The following is a 20548-nucleotide window of genomic DNA, read 5'->3' on the forward strand; positions in this document are numbered from 1 at the left end:
TTGTAATGCTATTCCCCTGTATTCCTCATGTCTTTTGCGGAAAATCTAATACTATTATATCATTCATCCATTGATTCCATCGGTAATTCCCGTCAATTTTTGCAAAGATATTCCTCTATTTATTTAAAAAAAGCAGCCTCCAGGGGCTGCTTTTTTTCATCTTCGTTTACTTCGCTTTTAACTCATCACCGGTTACCCATTTGTGATTTCTTACTGGCTCTCCGCCTGTTGTCGGGGTATAGTCAACCATGTATACGGTTATTTGCTCACCTGTATCTACAGTTGCGGTAGCCCCCTTCATACCAGGCATATGATCAACGTTAAGCACCACTTCTGTGCCAGGCGCATAAAGCTGGTCTCCTGCATCTTTTAAATCTTGCTGAATAACCCATTTATGATTGGTAACCGGATCTCCTCCGGTAGTGGGTGTATACGATACCGCGTAGACATTAGTGTCATAAGCCCCTACAATGGTTGCGGTAGCTCCCTTCATCCCGGCCATGTGTCCCTCGGTAATAATGACTTGATCGCCGACCTTATACTCCGGATTAGCGGCTTCTTTTAATCCTTCAGGCACTTCACTTGTCATATTCTCATGTTCCATCTCTGAATGATTCATGCTGGATGCAGCGTTATTGGGTGTATTGGACGCTTCATTTCCGTTATTTGCGGTATTTCCACAGCCACTGATGACGACCACCAGCGCTGTAGCTAAAATGAACAAACCTTTTTTCATATTAATAACACTCCTTCATAGGTGAATTGTGAAATTTATGCAGACTAACGCGTATGCATTATCGTCTCCAACGAAACAGATTTCATACCATTGACGTGGGAAGCCGGCTGATTACGGGCTCAAGAGCAATCGTCTTACAATGGTTGTACATAAAGGCTCGCTTTTTTGTATGATCAAGCCGGCAGATTCCACATTCTTTAACGTATACCGGTTAATGTTGGCCCCGCTGATACGAACTGTAAGGGGATTAAGCAGATCCATTAGCTTCCCAACCATTGGATGCTCACTCCTCATGTGTTCTAACAGCCTGATCTCCCCTTCTTTATTACACACTCGCTTCATTTCTCTCATGCCCTGAACCGGATCGGGGACAGAACAAAACACACAAGTCGCTACTATGTAGTCGAATGTCTGATCTTCAAAAGTTAAATTTTGAGCATCCATCTCCATTAAAGTAACGTCGATCTTCAGTTCCTTTGCACGTTGTTCGGCATATTGTAGCATCTTTGGGCTAAAATCAATCCCGGTTAAGCGAACAGTGGGTGGATAATAGGAAAGATTAGCACCTGTTCCTATGCCTACCTCGAGTACATTCCCACTTAGGCCGCTTAACAGTTCTTTGCGCCAACTCCTCATCATTTTTCCATCCACACGATGAAAAAGCGGAGCTATTCGGTCATATCGTCTCTTAATCGTTTGAGTGTCCCTACCCATCCATACTCTCCTTATACCCTTTCCTGTTCCTTTTGACATCAGATGAGCAAGGGAAACATAACAACCTTGCTCATCTGATTCATTTAAAGTCAAATGTTAAGTTAAGCGATCATCTTACGGCAAACCTCCGCACATCGGAAACAGGCCTCAGCACATTTCTGGCAATGAGCCGAATGATGGTGTTTACTGCATTCATTACCACAACGTTCACAAGCATCAGCACACAGTCTGCACAGCTCCGTGGAATAGGTGCTGTGTTGAGTCAAGGCCTGAGCAGTAAAGGCACAAATATCCGCACACTCTCGGTCGAGACGGATGCAATCCTTCATCATATCAACGGATTCTTCCTCCAAACAAGATTTGTAGCAGTAATTGCAAGCCTGCATACAACGTAGACATTCATCAATGCACTCCTGTAATTGTTCTTGTGTCATGAAATAAACTTCTCCTTTCAGTGTTTGAATGAGGTGTAGCTATCTTCAATTAACCTGAAAGTATGAAGATTTGATGTGGTTTTTGTGAAAAAATTGAGTTTTGCAATTTTGCGAATAAAAAGTCTTTGTCTCAATGTTTTTTTCGAGCTTTATAAATCCTTAAAGAAACGAAACTCAATAACCCGATAAAAACAAAACATGTTACCAATTTTATGATCCCACTTGCTTGTATTATGGGACTTTGAAAGGATACCGCGGATATCGTCATGCAACTTATACCCATTCCGATCAAAAGAACAGCAATTAGCCATTCCACTTTTTTCATTAGCCTGCCTCCTAACGTCATGGCTGCTGGTAAAACTGAATTTCAAACCGTGTGCCTTTGTCTACTTCACTTGTTACTGTAATTTGCCCGCCCTGCAGTTCAACCAGTTTTTTCACTATGGACAGTCCTAAGCCCGTTCCTCCATATTGGCGTGATCTAGACTTTTCTACACGATAAAAGCGTTCAAAAATGTATGGGATTTCGTCTTTTGGAATGCCAATCCCTGAATCCTCCACGACCAGGAGAAAAGCACTGCTGGTATATGAGAGAGAGACGTTAATTTCGCCTTTTTCGGTATAACGGACTGCATTCTCCAAAAGATTAAGGATTATTTGCTCCATCCGCTTTTTATCTCCGCGAATCTTTTTCATCATACCGTTTTCCTTGTATTTCAGGATAAGGCTTTTTTCTCTTGCCTTGAGCTCCACTTTTCGCACCGCCTGCTGCGTTAAATCAGACATATTCACCCAGTCCAGCTCAAGATTAATCTTCCCTTCTTCCATTTTCGATAAATCAAAAAGGTCCTCAACTAAGTGCTGCAAACGTAACGCTTCGTCATGAATGATTCCCAGATACTTGTTTTTCTCCTCTACGGTTTCATAAAGTTCCTGTTGGAGAACCTGAGAATAGCCCTCCAAATAGGTGATCGGTGTCCGGAGTTCATGAGAAATATTAGCGAAAAACTCTTGCCTTGTATCCCGATATCGCTGAAGATCCACAGCAAGATCGTTGATTGCATGCGCCAAGCTGCCCATTTCATCATTGCTGTTAATATCAAGACGTGTTTCCAAGTCCCCTGCAGCGATCTTCCGTGTGGCCTGTTGCATTTTAAGTAAAGGCCGGGATAAATACTGGGCTATTATCCATGTAATACCGAGAGCCAATAAAAAAGCGCCAATCCCTGACAAGATCAAAAGATTACGGACCGCAAGTAATGACTGTTCCATTTTCTCGGTGGAAGACATGACATAAAGGGCGGAGGCCGCTACGTCTTTCACATAGATTGGTTGTCCGGAAACAAAGTAACGAATTCCGGAAGGTTCAGTATATAAGAAATTGACTTTCTTTCCTGCAAAGATTCTTTCCAGATCCGAGCTTCGAATTATCTTTCGATCGGAAGAGTCATGCGTTCCTGAGTGTAGAATTACCTCACTATTGGCATTGACGTTAAAAATACTGACGTTCGAGAATTCTGCAAAAGTTTTCATCATTTCACCAGAAGTACTATCCGATTGGGCCATGACCGCAAAATGAGAACCCAATTCCTCATTCTCCGTACGCATCCGATCGATATAAAAATTTGTGAATAAACGGTCTATAGTAAAGCCCAGAAACACCAATACGATTAGAAACACCGTGATAATAACAAATCCTAATTTTAAGCCGATACGGTTATTTTTCATTGGCATCTCCCGGAACATAAAACTTATAGCCAACCCCCCATACCGTTTGGATCGGGTTATATTTCAAGCCGGCCAAATGCATCTTTTCTCTGATGTTTTTGATATGCGTATCGACGACTCTGAACTCACCTTCAAAATCATAGCCCCATAGCCGTTCCACTAATTCTTCTCTTGTAAATGCTTTTTGGATATTCTGCGCAAAAGACACCAATAAATCGAATTCCTTTTGAGTAAATTCTACATATTCATCACAAATCCGGACTTCACGGGCTTCAGGTATGATTACAAGATCTGGATAATGAAGCATGCGCGACGGTTGAGGAATTACCTCCTGGTTCATCACTGATCTACGAATCAGCGAGAAAATTCGAGCCAGTAATTCTTCTGAATCGAATGGCTTGGTCAAGTAATCATCCGCTCCGATACCCAAACCTTTTATCTTATCTTTAGTCTCAGTTCGCGCTGACAGGAATAATACCGGCGTTTTCACAAGTTCTCTGATACGCTTACAGATTTGCCAACCATCCATATCGGGCAACATAACATCTAGAATAATGACATCAAAGGAATGGGCTTGGACCAGCGCCAAGGCTTCTTGCCCCGTGGATGCTTCTTTAATCGCAAAACCTTCTTTCATTAAATAAATCCGCAGCAAATTTCTCATATTCCATTCATCATCTACAATTAATACCTGGAGTTTCGACACTGAACATTCACCTCAAATTTATCTGTTTTTTTAATATTACAAAATTAATGTGTTGAAAATGTGTAGATGTGTGAACGGTTCAACATTAGAATGCCGTAAGCGACACACGCTTACGGCATATTCTGTCCATCTATTTTTTAAAACTCTGCAGTTCTTTGCTAATTCGCTCATTTTCAGCTTTCAGATCGACCAACTGGTCATGCAGGCTTTCAGCTGCAACACGATGATTTGGGGAGCCGTGAGAGTGTCCCCCTTTCATTGTAAACATCATAACAATCATCATGAAAGGACATACCAGCACGAATAATGTAGACCATTCCATTTGAAATCCTCCTATGAAAGTTCCTTTAATTTATATTTTTATTTTAAAATTTGAGTATGTGGAATGTATGTTGAAAGCATGCGTGAATCGTGAACTTTTCTATTTTACAGAAAAAACGATAAGCAATTGAAGAAGTGAAATCTTCTTCATATCTACATCATTTCAACATATTCTTATGGCATAATTTACCTAAATCTGATAAAAACTTGTGCCAAAGGGAGTGAGTTGTATGCTGATGGTTAAACGGATCGTACTAAAGGAGATGGTCATTTGAACTTGAACGCCTTTTTTTCGGAACTCCTTCTTCTGTGTCTCCTTTTGCTCATTCTATTGACAGCTATTGTGGTATTCATGGGAATAGCCCGGCTATTTACATTAACCGCTTTCTCCACAACTTCACCTATTTTAACTGAAGACCAGCCCATTCAACCACAGCAACACTCCAATGAGGGACTAAAAGACAATCCTATTACTCAAGCGTATGTAAAGCGTCATTTTTTTAATGATCAAAACGATTTGAAAACCAATCGCTAAAGGTACATAAGGAGGAAAACAACGATGGTTATCCGGCAAGCAGCAGTGGATATCGGCAATGACTCATTAAAAGCTTACTTCGAAAAATTAGAGAACGAGCTCCTTATTCCCAACGTTATCGCCGAAATCGGTCTTTCCCGAAACATAGTGGAGCTTGAGAAACACCCATTGGATGGGCTTCATGTTGAGATCATTTCTGACGCATTGAAACGGGGACAAGGTGTTTATGCGGTAGGTCATCTCGCCGGCGGATATGATCATAACGACGAATTGACTACGATTAGTGATAAATCAGAAGCCGACCAGCCCATTGTAATGTTGTTAACCGCGTTAGCTTATGATGCTGCAATGGCTTCTCCAAATCAAAATGGCGTTACTGAAGTGACTTATTATTTATCCACGGGACTTCCACTAAGTGAAGCAAAACGTGGTAAACGCAAGCTTTTCAAACAAAAACTGAAATCGGGTACTCATGAGGTCCGTTTCCATATTACGCCGACCATTGGTGGTAGAACAATACGCATTCATTTTGAAGAAGTACTGGTCAATATTGAAGGACATGTTGCTTTGATTGATTTAACGACTCATGATGACGGTTCGGTTCGCAATGAAGAACTCACTCATATGAACGTATTAATTAACGATATTGGCGGACTATCGACTGATGCGGCAATCATTTTAGAGGATGGAGCAGTAGACAATATCCATTCGGACGGAATCAAAGAAGGAGTCTCTCCTTATTTGGATGAAATCATGGATCGCGTATACACAGAAACGGGGTACCGTTTCATAAATCGTCAGCAGCTCATTGAAGTCATAACCACTGAGAATGAAGAAGAACGGTATCACGTTTGGTTTCGAGGTAAACGTACCGGTATTCAGTCCATTGTCGATGAAGTGCTGATGAAAATCGCTCGTGAGGAGTATAAACTGATCCGGAGCACGTGGAACAAGGTCCCCAGTATTCGAGTTTCGTATCAAATTGGCGGTGGATCTTTGCTTTTAAGACCGTACATCGAGAGAATCAACGAGCTTGAGGAAGATTATCCGCTGCGGTTTGTCAGTACAAAAGATTCAATTTGGATGATCGCTAGAGCGTATTTCAAATTACTGAAAGTGTACCTGAAAGTTAAGAATGAGCAATACACCGCCAATTAGGGAACAAGACATGGAGATTTCCAGATCGCAGGCAGTGGAGCACAAGCTAACGATTCATCTACCCGAACACACTTCCCAGAGAGTTATTGACTTTCTTGTTGACCTGGAGCATTTGGATAAGTCCCTTTTTCAAAGTAAAATCGCAGCTATATTCATCGAATCCATTGAACGATCCATAGCTGTGACAAAGCCGAGTGTGACGATTACACTACCGGAGTATCTTGGAAAAGACCACCTGGAATGGATTCAACATCCCTTCACCAAGCAGCTATTAACCAGTTGGTTGCTACAGCTTATCAAAGATGTTCCTGATGCTGTAACTCGAAGTCATTCCAGCTGCAATATAACAAATGAAGTGACGGTAAACCAGGGTGCACACCCCCCATCCAGTGATTCTTCTGTACTAGAATGTGCAGAACTAGAATTTGCAGAAAAAACCGCCCCTGATAAAAGCGGCACGAATACACCCCCTTTTCAGATCACAAATCCGTATCATGCCAAGTTAGTGGGGTTCTTTTTAGATGGTGAATGAAGCAGAGGGTGCAAGAACTTACTAAAGTTCTTACACCCTCTTCACTTTTTATGGGGGAATATTTATGAATCACTCTTTTATTCAGGTTTATTCCCTTCAGAGGAACTCGGCGTGTAGGTGGACTTGTAATCCGTATAGATCAATTTCTGAACCATTCCTCCCGCTGCATGATGAAGCTCATGACAGTGAATCAACCAGTTACCAGGATTGTCTGCTTTGAAGATCAAAACAACCTTTTCCCCTGGTTTGACCAGCACGGTATCTTTCATAATCGTACCACTGACCAGTTCCCCATTTCGCTCGATCACTTGAGCAAAATGGCCATGGATATGAATGGGATGGTCTACTGTATCATCATTTTGAAGCGTCAATTTAACATAATCCCCCGTCTTGACCTGAAGCGCAGGAAGATCCTTGAACACCTGATCATTGATCGTGTACTGTTGCTCATTCCCATTCATTTTAGAATTTAAAATGGCGGTATACTCCACATCAAAAGAACTGACCGTTCGCAGATCCGTATTTACCTGTTTTCCATATTGAAGCAAATTGAAAACCGGTATATTTTCATGCTGGATCTTGCTGATTACTCCATTACTTCCTGCGACTTTTACCGGGATCACCAACTGATCGTTATACAAATTATTGTCATGTGCATCCAGCGTAAAGTCTTCGTTAGTCTTGATGGTCATTTCTATATCGTACCGTTCTCCTGGCGCCACCGTAACCATTTGGTTATTCAGTACTCCTGGTTCAGCTATATCCTGACCATCTGAGCTGACAACTTTAAATTCTCCGGGAATATGAATGGCGTGCGAGCGATACCCGGCATTTATCAAACGTAAGCGAACCGTATCCCCTACCTTGGTCGTCAAGGGATCGATTAAAGAACCCGATTTCCCATTAACCGTGTAAATGTTATACATCGTGGCCATCATCTCTTCTTCGCTCATCGCTTGAGATGAAGAGCCATGAGCGCTGTGGCTGGAGGTTTCCTGCTCTTCCATCCATTCGTCTAAGAGGAGAGTCACATCTTGATCCGGTTTAGGCTCTGATTTGGGTTCCACGATCAGTGCGCCGTAAAGTCCTTTGTCTACTTGCTTGGAGCTTTCCTGATGAGAATGATACCAGTAGGTTCCCGGTATATCGGCCGAGAAGCGGTATGTGAAGGTTTCTCCAGGGTTCACTGCCTCCTGTGTCACCCCGGGAACGCCATCCGCCTCTGAGGTGACCGGGTACCCGTGCCAGTGAATGGATACCGGCTCCTCCAGTTCATTCTTCAAGGTAACAACCACAAAATCCCCTTGTGTGACTCTAATTTCCTGCCCTGGAACGGTGCCATTAAATGTCCATAGAGGCAGCGTTATCCCTTCAGCAATGGTCAAAGTACGGTTCATGGCTGTGAGAGAAAACCCTTTTACCGGCTGGCCCTCTTTTGGTTCCAGCGCCGTAGGCTCACTTGAAGGGGCAGTCGTGTTTTCTGGCCCTGGAGTAACGGGCGATGTCGGTGTAGGTACGATAGCAGTCGGAGTGGAACTTGGTACAGGTGTTTCCTCCTCCGTTACATTTGTAGATGTGCCATGCGCACTATGATCCATGGATGACATATCATCCGTAGCTTGGGGAGCCATGACGGTTGAGCTCTGACCAGCTGCAGAGGTTCCATTCATATAAAGGCCGGCTGCCGTTCCACCAAGAATCAATGCAATGAAAAGCAACCATACCAAACTTCTGTTGCTCAATCTGTCTTCCTCCTATTCAAAGATAGATGATTTAAAAAAGCAGCATTCGGTCAATAAAGACGAACGCTGCTCCGTTCCCGCTTAAATTACATCATGCCCATGCCGCCGCTGCTGCTGCTTCCGCTCATGCCACTGCTTCCACTCATGCCGCCCATGTTCATATCCATATCGTCCATCATACCTCCAGAACCGCTCATACCGCCGGACGACCCCATATTCATGTTGGATTGTGACTGCATACCGTTCATATACTGCTGCTGCATCATCATCATATCTTGCTGAAGCTGATTCATGCGCTGCATCACTTCATTCATCTGGTCCATGTTGACCGTCCCATTGACCGTTCCATTCACCGTCCCGCTCATATTCCCCATCGTACCTGTCGCGTTTGCAGTACCGTTTACATGCACACTATGTTGATCATTTGTAGAAGATGCTGCAGTCGGATTTGTTACATTGAGCAGTACTACAGAAATGATAAGTCCGAAAAACGAAAATACCGCCAGTTTTAACCAACCACTACTTTTCATTATTGTCATTCCTCCAAATTTGCTAGAAGTTGTAGTTCCTTTTTGCCCCCGGCTCTCGCTGATATAGCCAACTGTTTTTTTTACCATCTCATAGACAGTAAAAATGAGCCCGGCTGAAAGCAAGATCAGTAAAACGGCCATGTACAGATTGCCAAATGAACCTAGAACATTCATTTCCTTTTCCTCCCGTTTAACGGCTTCGGCCATACGATCGCAAGAAATACTGCTCCGGCAATAATCATTGGCATTGTTAGAAGAAGCAACGCAGTGGTGACGATATGAATGGTATACAGTTTTCCCTGTTGATCATGGTGGCCCTCATGCTGGCTGTTCCCATTCCCCGCTCCTGCTGCCATCCCTTCGTATGTAAACAGATCAGGGATCGTAGCCTTGGATAAACTTTCGCTCTTCATCATATCGGCCATAGATGCGTCCATTTGAGCTGCATTCTCCGTGCGGTTTCCCCAGGATAGGGCAACCACGAGCACCGAAATGACAGCAAAAACGGCGGTGAGTTGCCAGAACGGCATTTTCTGCTTTTTAAACATGGTTTTACACCTTTCTTCTGCACCGTACGTACACTCCAGCCGCTATACTTATAGACAATAACGGAAAGGCAAAAGCGATGCTCTGGTTCATTAGACTGTGTATGTTTGTGTCCTCTTTCACTTGCATCGACAGCCCCATCAGAGAGGAATCCATGGCCTTCATCATGCCCATCATAAACTGCATCACCTCTTGTTCTGTCGGTCCAAACCTGAACATGGAAATGAGTATGGCGGCAAGAGCGAAGAAGAACGAGGTGGTTACAAACCAGATGAATAGCTTGAACCACTTTTTTTGCATCCACATGATAAAGGCCCTCTCTCCCTTGAGCAATCATTATTTAGGTTTTGCAGCCCTTTTTTTAGGCCATGTTAGCGCATGGGTTTTCATGTAAATGTGCCAGATCACGCTTGCTACAGCCAGATAAGTCAGTTTTTCATGAATCCAAAGTGAAAACGCGGTAGCTGCATGATTGCTGTCCATAAAGAGCCAAATAATCGCACCGGTAATGATGAAGATGAGTGTTGTGATGAAGGTGAACAGTCCATACCCGGATGGTCCGAACACAAGCCAAGGCTTTTTGGTTTTATCCCGGCGAAGAATGCGGATGATCTCGTACATCATCATAATGAAAGTGAGCAGTACATACACGATAGCCGCTATCCGGTGTACGATATCCGCCATCGCGATATCATATTGCATCAACCAGCCATACTTGGCTCCAGCCATAGCGATTCCACTAAGGGCCAGTACCGAGAATACCAGCGCCCAGAGCCAATGGAGGATAAAATCAAACTTCATAAACGATCACCTGCGATTCATTTAGTCTTTTTTCGTTTCGCCTTCCGGCGTTACATCTGTCCGATTCGTTTTTGGTTCCACACCTGCTGTGAGAACCGCACCATTCGTTGCATTGATTGTAGACTGGCTTACATTTTGCTTAACATAGTTATACAGGAAAGCAATCAAAGCGATCACAAACAGAATAGTCAGCAGTTTTACAAAAAACGTTAATATGCCTGCTACACTCCAAGAACCTACAATACCCATTCCACCAGCGTTAAATCCGCCATTCAGTACGATGCCCAGCAGATACAGCACGACTATGACACCAATAAGCGTAGTTGCAAGAACGAAAATGGTCTTAAGCATAGGATCATTACCGACTACGGTCTTCGCTTTACTATAGGATTCCTTAAAGTACTTGTTTTTTACCCAAATGGCGAGTCCAACCACCAGACTGAGAATCAGAGCCACTAAAAGCAGTTGGGTCACCGTTCCAAGAATGCCGGAAATGATGCTTCCTGTACTTGAAACGCCTTCCATTTCCATCCCTTGATAATTTCCGGTGTAGTTCAGCGTTCCTTGCGTTCCTCCGGACATATTCATATCCATCATTTTACTTCCTCCTTAAGTTAAAGGTGATTTTCGGCACTGGACGTTTCCGGACGGGGGGTTAGTATACTGCCGATCACGCCAACGAGAGCGACTACCAACAAAATTGTAAAGATACCCACGATTAGAATCATGAGACTTGGGGTTCCTAGTCCATTGAAGATGCTGCTGTCTTGATTGGAGGTACTTGCGGCTAACACATTCTGGGCTTGTGAGACGGTCTGTTGAATCTGCTGCTCGACCCACTGATTCAGACTAGTTATACCCATCACCGTCTGGGCCATATCATAGATGGCTCTACTCGTTTCCTGCATATTATTGCTACCCATCATTCCTGTTCCGTTTAGGAGAATACCATTCTTAGCTTCATTGAGCTTTGTATTCACCTCGCTAAGCGTCTTTTGGCTTTGTAGCAGCAGGTTATAACGGAACTGATACGTCTCATACGTCGGGTTTGCCGATTCAGTAAACCCCATTCCGTTATCCAGGGTTTGCTCCAGCTGTGCTAATAAATACACACTTTCTGATAAGGAGTAAATGCCCTTTTGAACTTGAATTGATCCAGGCACCGCTTGTTGTGAGGCAGTTCCTCCTGTTTCACCGTCGTTAACAGAAGACCCATTTAATACGGCTTCTGACGGATACGCCATCATATTGTTAGCCATTTGTTTCATCGATTGCTGGGCTGCAGATACTCTTTCCCTCAGCGTGGTGACTGGGTTAGTGGATGTTCCTTCGGGCGCAACGGACGCCGAATGCTGACTATGGACATTCGAATTTGTTGTCGAGGTACTTAGACTGTTCCACGAGATTAATCCTTTATCGTTGGCATACCAACCGATATAACCTAAACTTGCTACAATGATGACAAGGAGAAGGAAGCCAATCGTGCTGCGTAATGCTTTCAACCTTTTTCACCTCCTTTAATATTAATGTTATTTGTTTTCGTTGATGTAGCCTAAGGATACCAACTGACTTTGGGGAAAGTATGTAGAATTGATGGGCATAACATGTTTTTATAACGAACAAATCGCACAGCAACTCTGTTAAATCGACATTATAATCCTAGATATGATTTGAATATGGGGGCGACTTCGACATGAACCGAGAGTTACAGCAGCTTATTTTAGATTATAAAACTGACCAGGAATCGGTATACCACACCTGGTTTTTAAACAACAGCGATCGGTTAAAGGCTTTTCGGACCATTAAAACCGGTGTGAACGATGTTATAAAAGCGATTGAGGCACGATTTTTTGGAAACGACTTTAAGGGCTCTCCACTGGAGGATGTTCTTGCGGCGATTTGTGAACAAAAACAAGTTTTTGAAGGTGCTGCACACGCGTTTTACTGGAAACCTAAACTGCGTATTCCCGACATTTATGAAAATGAAGAGAACCAGCTGGCTTTTGGCCGATTTTTGAAGGCCGTGTTACAAGCCTCTGACGAAAAACAATTGTTGACCGAGATTGTGAAACTGGATCAATACCATATCAAAGGCCTTGGTCCTGCGGTAGCTAATATCTTGTATTTTTTGCAACCTACACTTTTCCCCCCGTTCAACACAGCCATCGTGAATGGGTTTAACTCCCTGCTGGATCGTAAGATAAAGCTCGGCTCCTGGCCGGCTTACTTGGAGATGCGCGAGACATTGCTGGACATCAACACGGCTTACCGCTCATCCTTATCCAAGGACCTGGGCGCCATTTCCGGCTTATTGTTTGAAATAGGCACCGGGCGCTTGATTGTTAGCGGGAATGCTGAGGCGTTTCTTCAAGAGGAGGAAAAGAAACGGGAAAAGGGGCGGTATAAGCGGCATCTGGAGGTGCTGAATGATACTAACGAAGAAAGTGAACATTCCGAAATGCAGCTGTATTTGGCGAGACTGGGACGGTCCTTTGGGTACAACGTCTGGATCGCCCAGAACGATCATCAGAGACAATGGCAGGACGAGCCTCTAGGGCGGTATTCTCTTTCTGTATTTCCAGCCATGGATCTCCCTAAATCTATTGCGGATACAATCGCTTTTATCGATGTTCTTTGGCTCAATGAACATAATGAGATTGTATCGGGATTTGAAGTTGAAAAGAGCACCTCCATCTACTCCGGCATTCTCAGGCTGCATGACTTATCATTATCCGTAGGAAATGCAACGTCCAGGTTGTATCTGATTTGCCCGGATAAACGGGAAAAAGAAGTGCGTGCACAACTGCTTCGTCCTTCTTTGCAACAAACGCAGTGCGGCCCTATCTCATACATTCGTTTTTCGGATTTACGAAACGACTGTAACGCCATGTGCAAATACGGAAAATCGGTTGAAGCGCTCGACGCCATTTCGAACATCTGTACTTGTTAAAGCAAAAAGGAACTGATAGGATCAGTTCCTTTTTTCATAATGATCATTTTATAAAACTTAGCGTAAGCTGGAAAGTTCTCGTTTTAATTGTTCATTCTGTACCGCTGCCTCGAAATAGTCTGCGTGAATGGTCCAATCCGTTTCTATTTGTTTAGAGATTACTTTATTCACTGTCTTTTCCCCAAACAAAACCGATCCTATACTTAACGGCACTATATATACCCGATTCCATGACCATGCCATTGCCTTATTCCTCCTCTGAATTCTTAAATGTGTAATCTTTGATTGACTTTATTTTAAGAGATTAATATGTAAGATTCGTGTTCTTTATTTGAGTTTAGTGTGTGATTTTGCTCATAAGGGAGAAAACACCCTCCAACTGCTTAAATAAAATCCGATGCACACCAATACACCTAACCTAAAAAAGCAGGGTATCTCTTGAATTCGAGATACTCCTGCTCGATGTTTCATTGCACTCGTTACGCTCTTGCCATCTGCCGGCAAGCTTCTGCACATTCGCGGCAGAATTTTGCGCATTCTTGACAATGGGCATCTTTAAACGCTTCACAATCTTTGGCGCATGCTTCGCAAACCATGGCACACAGCTCGCAACTTGCCTTCGCAAACATACTGTCTCTGCTCATTAATTGAGCTGCCTGAAGGCAGATTTCTGCGCAATCGTTCAGCATCTTGATCATTGAGGTTCTTGCTTGAACATCAGTCTCTTTTAGGCATGCTGAAAAACATTCTTCGCAAGCCTGTGCACATTTTAGGCAGGCTTCAATACAATGCGTATAGTGCTTTGGAGTAGCGGAGTTGGCAAGTAACATTTTCATTCCCTCTCTTTTCATTATTTGAATGTTGTTTGATCGTTAGTTATTATCTAAATAAAGACCAAATATATACACGTACACGTCCGGAGACTCCGCTTTCTAATAATGCGATTGAATTGCTCTATGATCCAGAGTTATACGTACTCAGATTAACGAATCCAAGCATTACCTTTGATTTACTACGAACTTGAGCCATCTAGGGGATAATAGCTTAAAATCTCATCGGTAAGATGCTAAAGACATTCCTAAAAGGTGTTAGAATCGCAGATAACGATGAATTAGTAAAAACAGCTTATTAGCTTACAGGGCAAATGATTCCCTGATTGAAATACACTTTATGAATGCCATGCACGACAAACAGCGCCATGCCTCGTCATTCTATTTTATGTATAGTGGTTTCTGACCGCAGACCTCAGTATCGGCCAGCAACATATGAGAATGTGCTCATTGACAACTAGCATTTTTTCGCTTATGCCGAACAGTTAAGGCACTGCCATATTCCTCGTAAGGTGTTGAACCCATAGAAAAACCGTTCGATTTATTTTTTTCAAAGGACTCTCGCTAAATATAACGGGTCTCCATAGGGTATGTTTGCGTAAACAACCGGACTTTCGTTTTGAAATAGTGCTCCAAATTACGGTGATAATACAAATACTCATGCTGCTTGTATGAGAATATTTTTGAGAACAGTTTGAAGATTTATACGTACTTACTCCTGATCGTGTTGTTTGAACGTACAATGTACGGTGACCAATGTAGTGAGGATGGTTATAGAATAGATTTACCCTTCGTTAGATTCGAAAAAAGCAATACGTTAGGTAGATCACACCACATTACAACCTCAAAGTGTAGTTGTTAAAAAATGATAAGGGGAGACGATTGAAAGGGCATGATCCATTATTGGATTATACCCTTCTTCTCTTCTCCCCAATATAATACAATAAGTTTACAATTTAACACGCTGCAACCGAAGCGCATTCAGAACCACAGAAACTGAACTTAATGCCATAGCTGCTCCAGCAACCCAAGGTGCAAGCAAACCAATCGCCGCTATCGGGATACCGATAGAATTATACGCAAGCGCCCAGAACAGGTTTTGCCGAATATTCCCCATCGTTTTTCGACTCATATAGATCGCATCCGGAATACTATTGAGATCTCCTCGCATGAGAGTTACGTCAGCAGCTTCCATCGCTACATCTGTTCCTGTACCCATCGCCATTCCAATATCCGCCATGGCAAGGGCGGGAGCATCATTGATGCCGTCTCCGACCATTGCGACTTTTTTCCCTTGAGCCTGTAATTTCTTTACTTCATCTGCTTTACCTTCGGGGAGAACTTCAGCCAATACACGCGTAATTCCAACCTGCTTGGCAATTGCTTCAGCTGTTCGATGGTTATCACCCGTAATCATAATGACTTCGATCCCCATGTCATTAAGCCGTTTAACAGCCTGTGCCGAGGTTTCCTTAATGGTATCTGCAACCGCTACTATACCGGCATACTGCCGATCTACAGCAATCAGCATGGCTGTTTTGCCTGCCTGCTCCAGTTGGTCCATCTGATCTTGCGCATGATTGATGGACACTTGAAACTGAGCCATGAGTTTTCTCGTACCCACGAGAATTTCCTTGCCCATCACATTTGCCTTAATACCATGCCCAGGTATCGCTTCAAACGTGTCCGTTCTCGGCAATTGGATACCCTTAGCGATAATCCCAGCAACTATAGCTTCAGCCAGAGGATGCTCGGAGTTCTTCTCTGCCGCGCCGACAAGGGCCAGCAGATCTGTTTCCATCCAGCCGGAAACCACGACGTCAGTCAGTTCCGGTTTGCCTTTTGTCACCGTTCCGGTTTTATCTAAGATGATGGTATTAATGCGGTGGGTAGCTTCTAGGTGTTCACCGCCTTTAAACAGGATTCCCGACTCTGCGGCTCTTCCTGAACCTGCCATAATGGAAGTCGGTGTCGCAAGTCCCAGGGCACAAGGACAAGCAATGACGAGTATCGCAATCGCAATCTCCAGTGCGTTTGCAAACTCTCCTGGCGTAATCCAAACAAACCAAGCGATAAACGCAAGAACCGAGATCGCTACGACGATCGGAACAAATATACCTGAAATGGCATCTGCTACACGTTGAATAGGAGCTTTGGAACCTTGGGCCTCTTCAACCACTTTAATAATCTGAGCCAGGGCCGTTTCTTTTCCGACTTTGGTCGCTTGAATTCGAAGTACTCCGTTCTTGTTAATCGTTGCACCAATGACAGGATCTCCCGTTCTTTTCTCAACCGGCAGGCTTTCTCCAGTTAACATAGCCTCATCTACGGAAGAAGCCCCCTCCACCACCTCGCCGTCAACCGGGATTTTCTCCCCTGGTTTTACGATTACGATGTCACCGGCCACGACTTCTTCGACAGGGATAGTCATTTCCTGTCCATCGCGAACAACCAATGCCGTCTTGGCTTGAAGACCCATCAGTGTTTTAATCGCTTCAGACGTTCTTCCTTTGGCAAGAGCCTCGAACAATTTCCCGAGGATGACCAGTGTAATCAAGATAGAGCTGGTCTCATAGTACATTTCCGGTCCATGAGCCCCCGCACCGGCTTGAACCCATTCGAGCGTCAAATAGAGGCTATAGAAGTATGCTGCCGAAGTCCCGAGGGCTACCAGAACGTCCATATTGGCACTTTTATTACGCAGCGCTTTATACGCACCAACATAGAAATGGCCACCGATATAAAATTGAACTGGTGTAGCCAAAATCAGTTGGAACCAAGGGTCCATGAAAATCATAGGCATCCAAATCCAAGATAGGAACGAGAAGTGGCTGATCATGGACCATAGTAATGGTAAAGAGAGAAGGGCTGAAATGATAAACCGTCTTTTTTGTTTAGAGATTTCTTTTTGTTTATGTGCGGAGGCGTCCTGCTGCCCTTCCTTCGGCATGGCCTTATACCCGAGTTGCTCCACCTTTTTTTGCATGTCTTCCAAAGTAACAGTCGCTGGGTCGTACTCGACCCGGGCTGTTTCAAGGGCAAGATTAACATTCGCCGTTACAACACCGGGCATTTTGTTTAATCCCTTTTCAATCCGATTGGCGCAAGCGGCGCATGTCATCCCAGTGATTTGGAAATCCGTGGTTTGCTTTACAGTGCCGTAGCCTAAATGTTCAATCTGTTCTTGCATTTGCGGAATGGTTGCACGTTTGGGATCAAACGTCAAAGTCGCCCGTTCCAAGGCGAAATTCACATTTGCTTCCGTCACACCATCCATTTTTCTTAATCCTTTCTCGATCCGGTTGGCACAAGCAGCACAAGTCATTCCTGTGATCTGTAAGGTTGTTTGCTCCTCACTTTTAGATATAGTTGAACTCATTATCTACCCCTCCCTCATACCCCCAGGGGGTACATTGTGTTGAAAAAAAGGAGCCATCTTGACGATGGCTGCTTACGGACTTAGACGACATCGTAACCTTGCTCTTCGATGGCATTCTTTATGGCTTCCAAGGATACACTAGATTCATCAAAAACGACCTCAACTGTCTTTTTCTCCAGGTTCACTTTTGCATCAGCCCCAATGTTTTTAACGGCTCCTTCAACACTTTTTACACAATGTCCGCAAGACATTCCTTCTACATGTAATGTTTCGTTCTTCATCTTTCATTCCTCCATATCGTTTGTTTATTTCATTAATTTATTCATGGTAACCAGAATCTCATCAATCACTTCATGTTCGCCGGATTGGATTCGTTCAATCACGCAGCTTTTCATATGACCTTCCAGAACCATTTTCCCTACGCTATTGAGAGCCGACTGAATCGCCGCAATTTGATTTAGAACGTCATCGCAATAGGTATCTTTTTCTATCATCCCTTTAACCCCACGAATTTGACCCTCAATCCGGTTTAACCGGGTCATTAGATTGGCCTTTGTTTGATCAGAATGATGACTTTTTCGATGATGTCCATGAGATGCAGTCTGTTCCACTGATTGTTCCATGTGCCTCACCTCTCACCATCAATATACCATACCCCCCTACCGTATGTAAACAGGGGATTAGGAAGTACTTCATCTCCTTTTTTAGTCTGTTCATTTAACCTCTTTGTTTATGCACCTGTATATAACCTCTGCCTTTTGTAATTTTTGTAAAAACTGCGGTTAATTACAGCCCACAATGATCCTCAGTTTGATCACGATAGACGAAGTCACGGTCTTCGGAAACCCTTGAAATCATGTAAATGATAATTGGCTTTTAGCTGAGATAATTATAGTGTGCCTCATATGGATAAGCTTCGCTTGATCGTCTTTCTAATGGGATAGGAATTTGACTTCCTGAACGGCACCATCAAATAAAGACTGTCAAGCCCGTGGTATATATCAACGGGCTTGTTCTATATATCATTAAGGTAAGTCTAGTGATTGGCCGTACATGATGCTACAGTTTGAAGATACGGATAGACTTTAGCAATTGGTCAACCGATTGGGACATGTTTTCAAGAGCCCCTGATATCTGGTTAACCATTTGACTTTGCATATCCGAAGTTTGGACCACACCTTGAACACGAGAAGAAGTGTGTTCGGCAATCGTAGTCACATCCGCAACAGAATCAGAAATGTAGTGAGAATCTGTTGACATTTGTCTTGTTGCTTGATATACATTTTGATTCTGAGAAGCTACATGTTGAGAGGAGATAATGATCTGTTCGAAGGATTTCCCTGCAGAGATTAGGTGCTGGTTCCCCGCTGTTAATTGAGCTAAACTTGTGTTCATCCCTTCGGCTGCTTCACTGGTGATATGTTGAACCTTTTCAATGAGTATTCTTATTTCTTGGGCTGAGTTTTCAGACTGCTCAGCTAGTTTTTTCACTTCATCTGCAACCACAGAAAATCCTCTCCCAGCTTCTCCTGCACGCGCAGCCTCAATGGAAGCATTCAACGACAGCAAATGGGTCTGTGAGGATAAATCGGTAATAACGGTCGCAATGTTCCCGATACTGCCTGAGCTATCCGATAATTGTTGTATTTTACTAGCTACATGTGTGATGGATGCGTTCAAATGGTTGATTACAGAAATGATGCTTAGAAGCCAATCGTTGCCTTGATCCGCATGCACAACCATATTTTCCGATGCACTGGCGACTTGTGATGACCTTTGAACGATTTCTTGTATGCTAATTTGGATATGTTCAACGGCCTCCATACTTTGATTCATGCCCTCAACCTGTTTGGATGCACCTTGGAGTATGGATTGCAAGGTACGATCGATCTCAAGTGATGAATCTCCTACGCCATTGATATGCATTTGAACAACACCAGAAACTTTATGTACCTCATCCGCGGCCTGCTGAGCCTTAGACACTAGTGTATGTAAGTTATGAGTCATTAGATTAAATGCTCTCGAAAGGATACCCAACTCATCCTTAGAAGTGACGGGGATATCTGTGATACTAAGATCGCCATATGCAACTCGTTCCGCCATGATAGTGACTTGTCTTAAGGGTGCGGTTAATTTTCTTGTGAAAAGAGCGGTGAGGAATAAAGCGATAAGGAGTCCGATCATCGTAAATACAATCATTTTTACTTTAAAACGACTAATTGCCTGATTGTACATTTCCTTGCCCATACTAATATGGAACGCCCCAATTACAGTTCCGTCTGAGGATCTAATGGGTTCATAGACCGCCATTTCAGTTCCATCATGCGCTTCACCAACATACGACTTTCCACCTAAGACGATGGATTTTACGTTCGACTCAAGTATTATTTCTGTGATGTTCATATTATGGCTACCCTTAGACGATGCAGCTACACCCTTCTCGCCTTTAAAAATTACAATATCATCACCAGTTAATGCTCCAACGAACAAAGCAACGTCATGATTTCCCTCTATAGAGACCTCGCCTTTAAACAACTTCCCATCCTTCAGCGTCCATTCTCCGGGAAATTTAACATCTAGCAGTGCAGTCGCTAACTTTGTGTTAGACACCATCTTTTGTTCTGCGAGGTGGGTAACCTGGGCATTCATATTCGCGATGGCATAAGTACTGAAGGAAACGATGAGTATTTAAATGAAAAGGCTTATATATAGAATCAGTTTGCTGGATAACTTCATTTCGTTCCTCCACCTTTGTTATTCACATGAAGATAGCTCTAATAAGGCTAGTTAAAAAAGGAGACCGCCACCCCAACTTAGGAGTGCGCGATCTCTCAGACTGACAGTTATTCATCAGAATAAATCGGTAAAATCTCACTTGATGCAGTACAATTAGTGTTTTTTGTTTC

Annotated in this window: 23 protein-coding genes; 4 read left to right on the plus strand and 19 right to left on the minus strand. The window is 43.4% G+C overall.

Features of this window, described 5'->3' with window-relative positions; translation table 11 throughout:
- Window positions 1-166: 166 nt before the first annotated feature.
- From RBI05_RS10980 to RBI05_RS11005, 6 genes are all read right to left on the minus strand, one after another.
- Window positions 167-736, minus strand: coding sequence for a YdhK family protein (locus RBI05_RS10980; RefSeq protein WP_310551140.1), 570 nt, complete (start codon window positions 734-736; stop codon window positions 167-169).
- Window positions 737-847: 111 nt separating this feature from the next.
- On the minus strand, window positions 848-1450 hold the full coding sequence (locus RBI05_RS10985; protein WP_310551141.1) for a class I SAM-dependent methyltransferase: 603 nt from the start codon (window positions 1448-1450) through the stop codon (window positions 848-850).
- 101 nt (window positions 1451-1551) lie between these two features.
- Entirely contained in the window at window positions 1552-1884 is a 333-nt protein-coding gene (locus RBI05_RS10990) for a four-helix bundle copper-binding protein (RefSeq protein ID WP_082707807.1), read from the minus strand.
- 342 nt (window positions 1885-2226) lie between these two features.
- Window positions 2227-3612, minus strand: coding sequence for a sensor histidine kinase (locus RBI05_RS10995; protein ID WP_221801659.1), 1386 nt, complete (start codon window positions 3610-3612; stop codon window positions 2227-2229).
- A complete protein-coding gene (locus RBI05_RS11000) occupies window positions 3602-4318 on the minus strand; it encodes a response regulator transcription factor (protein ID WP_068723296.1) in 717 nt (238 codons plus the stop codon). The genes RBI05_RS10995 and RBI05_RS11000 overlap by 11 nt, the downstream gene beginning before the upstream one ends.
- A 130-nt stretch (window positions 4319-4448) precedes the next feature.
- Window positions 4449-4640, minus strand: coding sequence for a DUF2933 domain-containing protein (locus tag RBI05_RS11005; protein WP_310551142.1), 192 nt, complete (start codon window positions 4638-4640; stop codon window positions 4449-4451).
- A 270-nt stretch (window positions 4641-4910) separates the two neighbouring features.
- Between RBI05_RS11005 and RBI05_RS11010 the strand changes: the two genes are divergently transcribed.
- The 3 genes from RBI05_RS11010 to RBI05_RS11020 are packed head-to-tail and all read left to right on the plus strand — an operon-like array spanning window position 4911 to window position 6864.
- Window positions 4911-5174: a hypothetical protein gene (locus RBI05_RS11010; protein ID WP_090714448.1), complete on the plus strand. Its 264-nt coding sequence runs from the start codon at window positions 4911-4913 to the stop codon at window positions 5172-5174.
- 24 nt (window positions 5175-5198) lie between these two features.
- On the plus strand, window positions 5199-6332 hold the full coding sequence (locus tag RBI05_RS11015; protein WP_068723300.1) for a ParM/StbA family protein: 1134 nt from the start codon (window positions 5199-5201) through the stop codon (window positions 6330-6332).
- 10 nt (window positions 6333-6342) lie between these two features.
- On the plus strand, window positions 6343-6864 hold the full coding sequence (locus tag RBI05_RS11020) for a hypothetical protein (RefSeq protein WP_310551143.1): 522 nt from the start codon (window positions 6343-6345) through the stop codon (window positions 6862-6864).
- Between the two features lie 77 nt (window positions 6865-6941).
- Here RBI05_RS11020 and RBI05_RS11025 read toward each other — a convergent pair whose 3' ends face one another.
- From RBI05_RS11025 to RBI05_RS11055, 7 genes are all read right to left on the minus strand, one after another.
- The gene (locus RBI05_RS11025) at window positions 6942-8606 is read right to left on the minus strand and encodes a multicopper oxidase domain-containing protein (RefSeq protein ID WP_310551144.1); all 1665 of its coding nucleotides are present in this window, start codon (window positions 8604-8606) and stop codon (window positions 6942-6944) included.
- An 86-nt stretch (window positions 8607-8692) separates the two neighbouring features.
- Window positions 8693-9310, minus strand: coding sequence for a hypothetical protein (locus tag RBI05_RS11030; RefSeq protein ID WP_310551145.1), 618 nt, complete (start codon window positions 9308-9310; stop codon window positions 8693-8695).
- Window positions 9307-9684, minus strand: a complete 378-nt coding sequence (locus RBI05_RS11035) for a hypothetical protein (protein ID WP_150457477.1) — start codon at window positions 9682-9684, stop codon at window positions 9307-9309. The genes RBI05_RS11030 and RBI05_RS11035 overlap by 4 nt, the downstream gene beginning before the upstream one ends.
- 4 nt (window positions 9685-9688) lie before the next feature.
- Complete coding sequence (locus tag RBI05_RS11040; protein WP_068723309.1) at window positions 9689-9988, minus strand: hypothetical protein; 300 nt, start codon at window positions 9986-9988, stop codon at window positions 9689-9691.
- Window positions 9989-10018: 30 nt separating this feature from the next.
- A complete protein-coding gene (locus tag RBI05_RS11045) occupies window positions 10019-10483 on the minus strand; it encodes a cytochrome b/b6 domain-containing protein (protein ID WP_310551146.1) in 465 nt (154 codons plus the stop codon).
- Window positions 10484-10504: 21 nt separating this feature from the next.
- The gene (locus RBI05_RS11050) at window positions 10505-11080 is read right to left on the minus strand and encodes a hypothetical protein (RefSeq protein ID WP_310551147.1); all 576 of its coding nucleotides are present in this window, start codon (window positions 11078-11080) and stop codon (window positions 10505-10507) included.
- Window positions 11081-11097: 17 nt separating this feature from the next.
- The gene (locus RBI05_RS11055) at window positions 11098-11985 is read right to left on the minus strand and encodes a hypothetical protein (RefSeq protein ID WP_310551148.1); all 888 of its coding nucleotides are present in this window, start codon (window positions 11983-11985) and stop codon (window positions 11098-11100) included.
- Window positions 11986-12176: 191 nt separating this feature from the next.
- Here RBI05_RS11055 and RBI05_RS11060 point away from each other — a divergent pair, with 191 nt between their 5' ends.
- Window positions 12177-13433 carry a hypothetical protein gene (locus RBI05_RS11060; protein ID WP_310551149.1) on the plus strand — a complete coding sequence of 419 codons (1257 nt, stop codon included), beginning with the start codon at window positions 12177-12179 and terminating at the stop codon, window positions 13431-13433.
- Between the two features lie 57 nt (window positions 13434-13490).
- Here the strand turns inward: RBI05_RS11060 and RBI05_RS11065 are convergent, their stop codons facing one another.
- From RBI05_RS11065 to RBI05_RS11090, 6 genes are all read right to left on the minus strand, one after another.
- Window positions 13491-13676, minus strand: coding sequence for a hypothetical protein (locus RBI05_RS11065; RefSeq protein WP_054940736.1), 186 nt, complete (start codon window positions 13674-13676; stop codon window positions 13491-13493).
- A 236-nt stretch (window positions 13677-13912) separates the two neighbouring features.
- A complete protein-coding gene (locus RBI05_RS11070; protein WP_068724072.1) occupies window positions 13913-14263 on the minus strand; it encodes a four-helix bundle copper-binding protein in 351 nt (116 codons plus the stop codon).
- Between the two features lie 949 nt (window positions 14264-15212).
- Window positions 15213-17642 (minus strand): heavy metal translocating P-type ATPase, encoded by a 2430-nt coding sequence (locus tag RBI05_RS11075; RefSeq protein WP_206104905.1) that lies wholly within the window; start codon window positions 17640-17642, stop codon window positions 15213-15215.
- Window positions 17643-17722: 80 nt separating this feature from the next.
- On the minus strand, window positions 17723-17923 hold the full coding sequence (locus tag RBI05_RS11080) for a copper ion binding protein (RefSeq protein WP_054940735.1): 201 nt from the start codon (window positions 17921-17923) through the stop codon (window positions 17723-17725).
- A 24-nt stretch (window positions 17924-17947) separates the two neighbouring features.
- Window positions 17948-18265, minus strand: coding sequence for a metal-sensitive transcriptional regulator (locus RBI05_RS11085; protein WP_054940734.1), 318 nt, complete (start codon window positions 18263-18265; stop codon window positions 17948-17950).
- A gap of 436 nt (window positions 18266-18701) precedes the next feature.
- Window positions 18702-20177 carry a methyl-accepting chemotaxis protein gene (locus RBI05_RS11090; RefSeq protein ID WP_310551150.1) on the minus strand — a complete coding sequence of 492 codons (1476 nt, stop codon included), beginning with the start codon at window positions 20175-20177 and terminating at the stop codon, window positions 18702-18704.
- Window positions 20178-20548 lie beyond the last annotated feature (371 nt).

The sequence above is a fragment of the Paenibacillus glufosinatiresistens genome (genome assembly GCF_031470375.1).
Taxonomy (GTDB): Bacteria; Bacillota; Bacilli; order Paenibacillales; family Paenibacillaceae; genus Paenibacillus_AQ; species Paenibacillus_AQ glufosinatiresistens.

What these genes read in the sequence shown, in the direction of transcription:
- RBI05_RS10980 (WP_310551140.1), bottom strand. Translation starts at nt 736, where the DNA reads ATGAAAAAAGGTTTGTTCATTTTAGCTACAGCGCTGGTGGTCGTCATC.
- RBI05_RS10985 (WP_310551141.1), bottom strand. Translation starts at nt 1,450, where the DNA reads ATGGGTAGGGACACTCAAACGATTAAGAGACGATATGACCGAATAGCT.
- RBI05_RS10990 (WP_082707807.1), bottom strand. Translation starts at nt 1,884, where the DNA reads ATGACACAAGAACAATTACAGGAGTGCATTGATGAATGTCTACGTTGT.
- RBI05_RS10995 (WP_221801659.1), bottom strand. Translation starts at nt 3,612, where the DNA reads ATGAAAAATAACCGTATCGGCTTAAAATTAGGATTTGTTATTATCACG.
- RBI05_RS11005 (WP_310551142.1), bottom strand. Translation starts at nt 4,640, where the DNA reads ATGGAATGGTCTACATTATTCGTGCTGGTATGTCCTTTCATGATGATT.
- RBI05_RS11015 (WP_068723300.1), top strand. Translation starts at nt 5,199, where the DNA reads ATGGTTATCCGGCAAGCAGCAGTGGATATCGGCAATGACTCATTAAAA.
- RBI05_RS11020 (WP_310551143.1), top strand. Translation starts at nt 6,343, where the DNA reads ATGGAGATTTCCAGATCGCAGGCAGTGGAGCACAAGCTAACGATTCAT.
- RBI05_RS11030 (WP_310551145.1), bottom strand. Translation starts at nt 9,310, where the DNA reads ATGAATGTTCTAGGTTCATTTGGCAATCTGTACATGGCCGTTTTACTG.
- RBI05_RS11035 (WP_150457477.1), bottom strand. Translation starts at nt 9,684, where the DNA reads ATGTTTAAAAAGCAGAAAATGCCGTTCTGGCAACTCACCGCCGTTTTT.
- RBI05_RS11040 (WP_068723309.1), bottom strand. Translation starts at nt 9,988, where the DNA reads ATGTGGATGCAAAAAAAGTGGTTCAAGCTATTCATCTGGTTTGTAACC.
- RBI05_RS11045 (WP_310551146.1), bottom strand. Translation starts at nt 10,483, where the DNA reads ATGAAGTTTGATTTTATCCTCCATTGGCTCTGGGCGCTGGTATTCTCG.
- RBI05_RS11050 (WP_310551147.1), bottom strand. Translation starts at nt 11,080, where the DNA reads ATGATGGATATGAATATGTCCGGAGGAACGCAAGGAACGCTGAACTAC.
- RBI05_RS11060 (WP_310551149.1), top strand. Translation starts at nt 12,177, where the DNA reads ATGAACCGAGAGTTACAGCAGCTTATTTTAGATTATAAAACTGACCAG.
- RBI05_RS11065 (WP_054940736.1), bottom strand. Translation starts at nt 13,676, where the DNA reads ATGGCATGGTCATGGAATCGGGTATATATAGTGCCGTTAAGTATAGGA.
- RBI05_RS11070 (WP_068724072.1), bottom strand. Translation starts at nt 14,263, where the DNA reads ATGTTACTTGCCAACTCCGCTACTCCAAAGCACTATACGCATTGTATT.
- RBI05_RS11075 (WP_206104905.1), bottom strand. Translation starts at nt 17,642, where the DNA reads ATGAGTTCAACTATATCTAAAAGTGAGGAGCAAACAACCTTACAGATC.
- RBI05_RS11080 (WP_054940735.1), bottom strand. Translation starts at nt 17,923, where the DNA reads ATGAAGAACGAAACATTACATGTAGAAGGAATGTCTTGCGGACATTGT.
- RBI05_RS11085 (WP_054940734.1), bottom strand. Translation starts at nt 18,265, where the DNA reads ATGGAACAATCAGTGGAACAGACTGCATCTCATGGACATCATCGAAAA.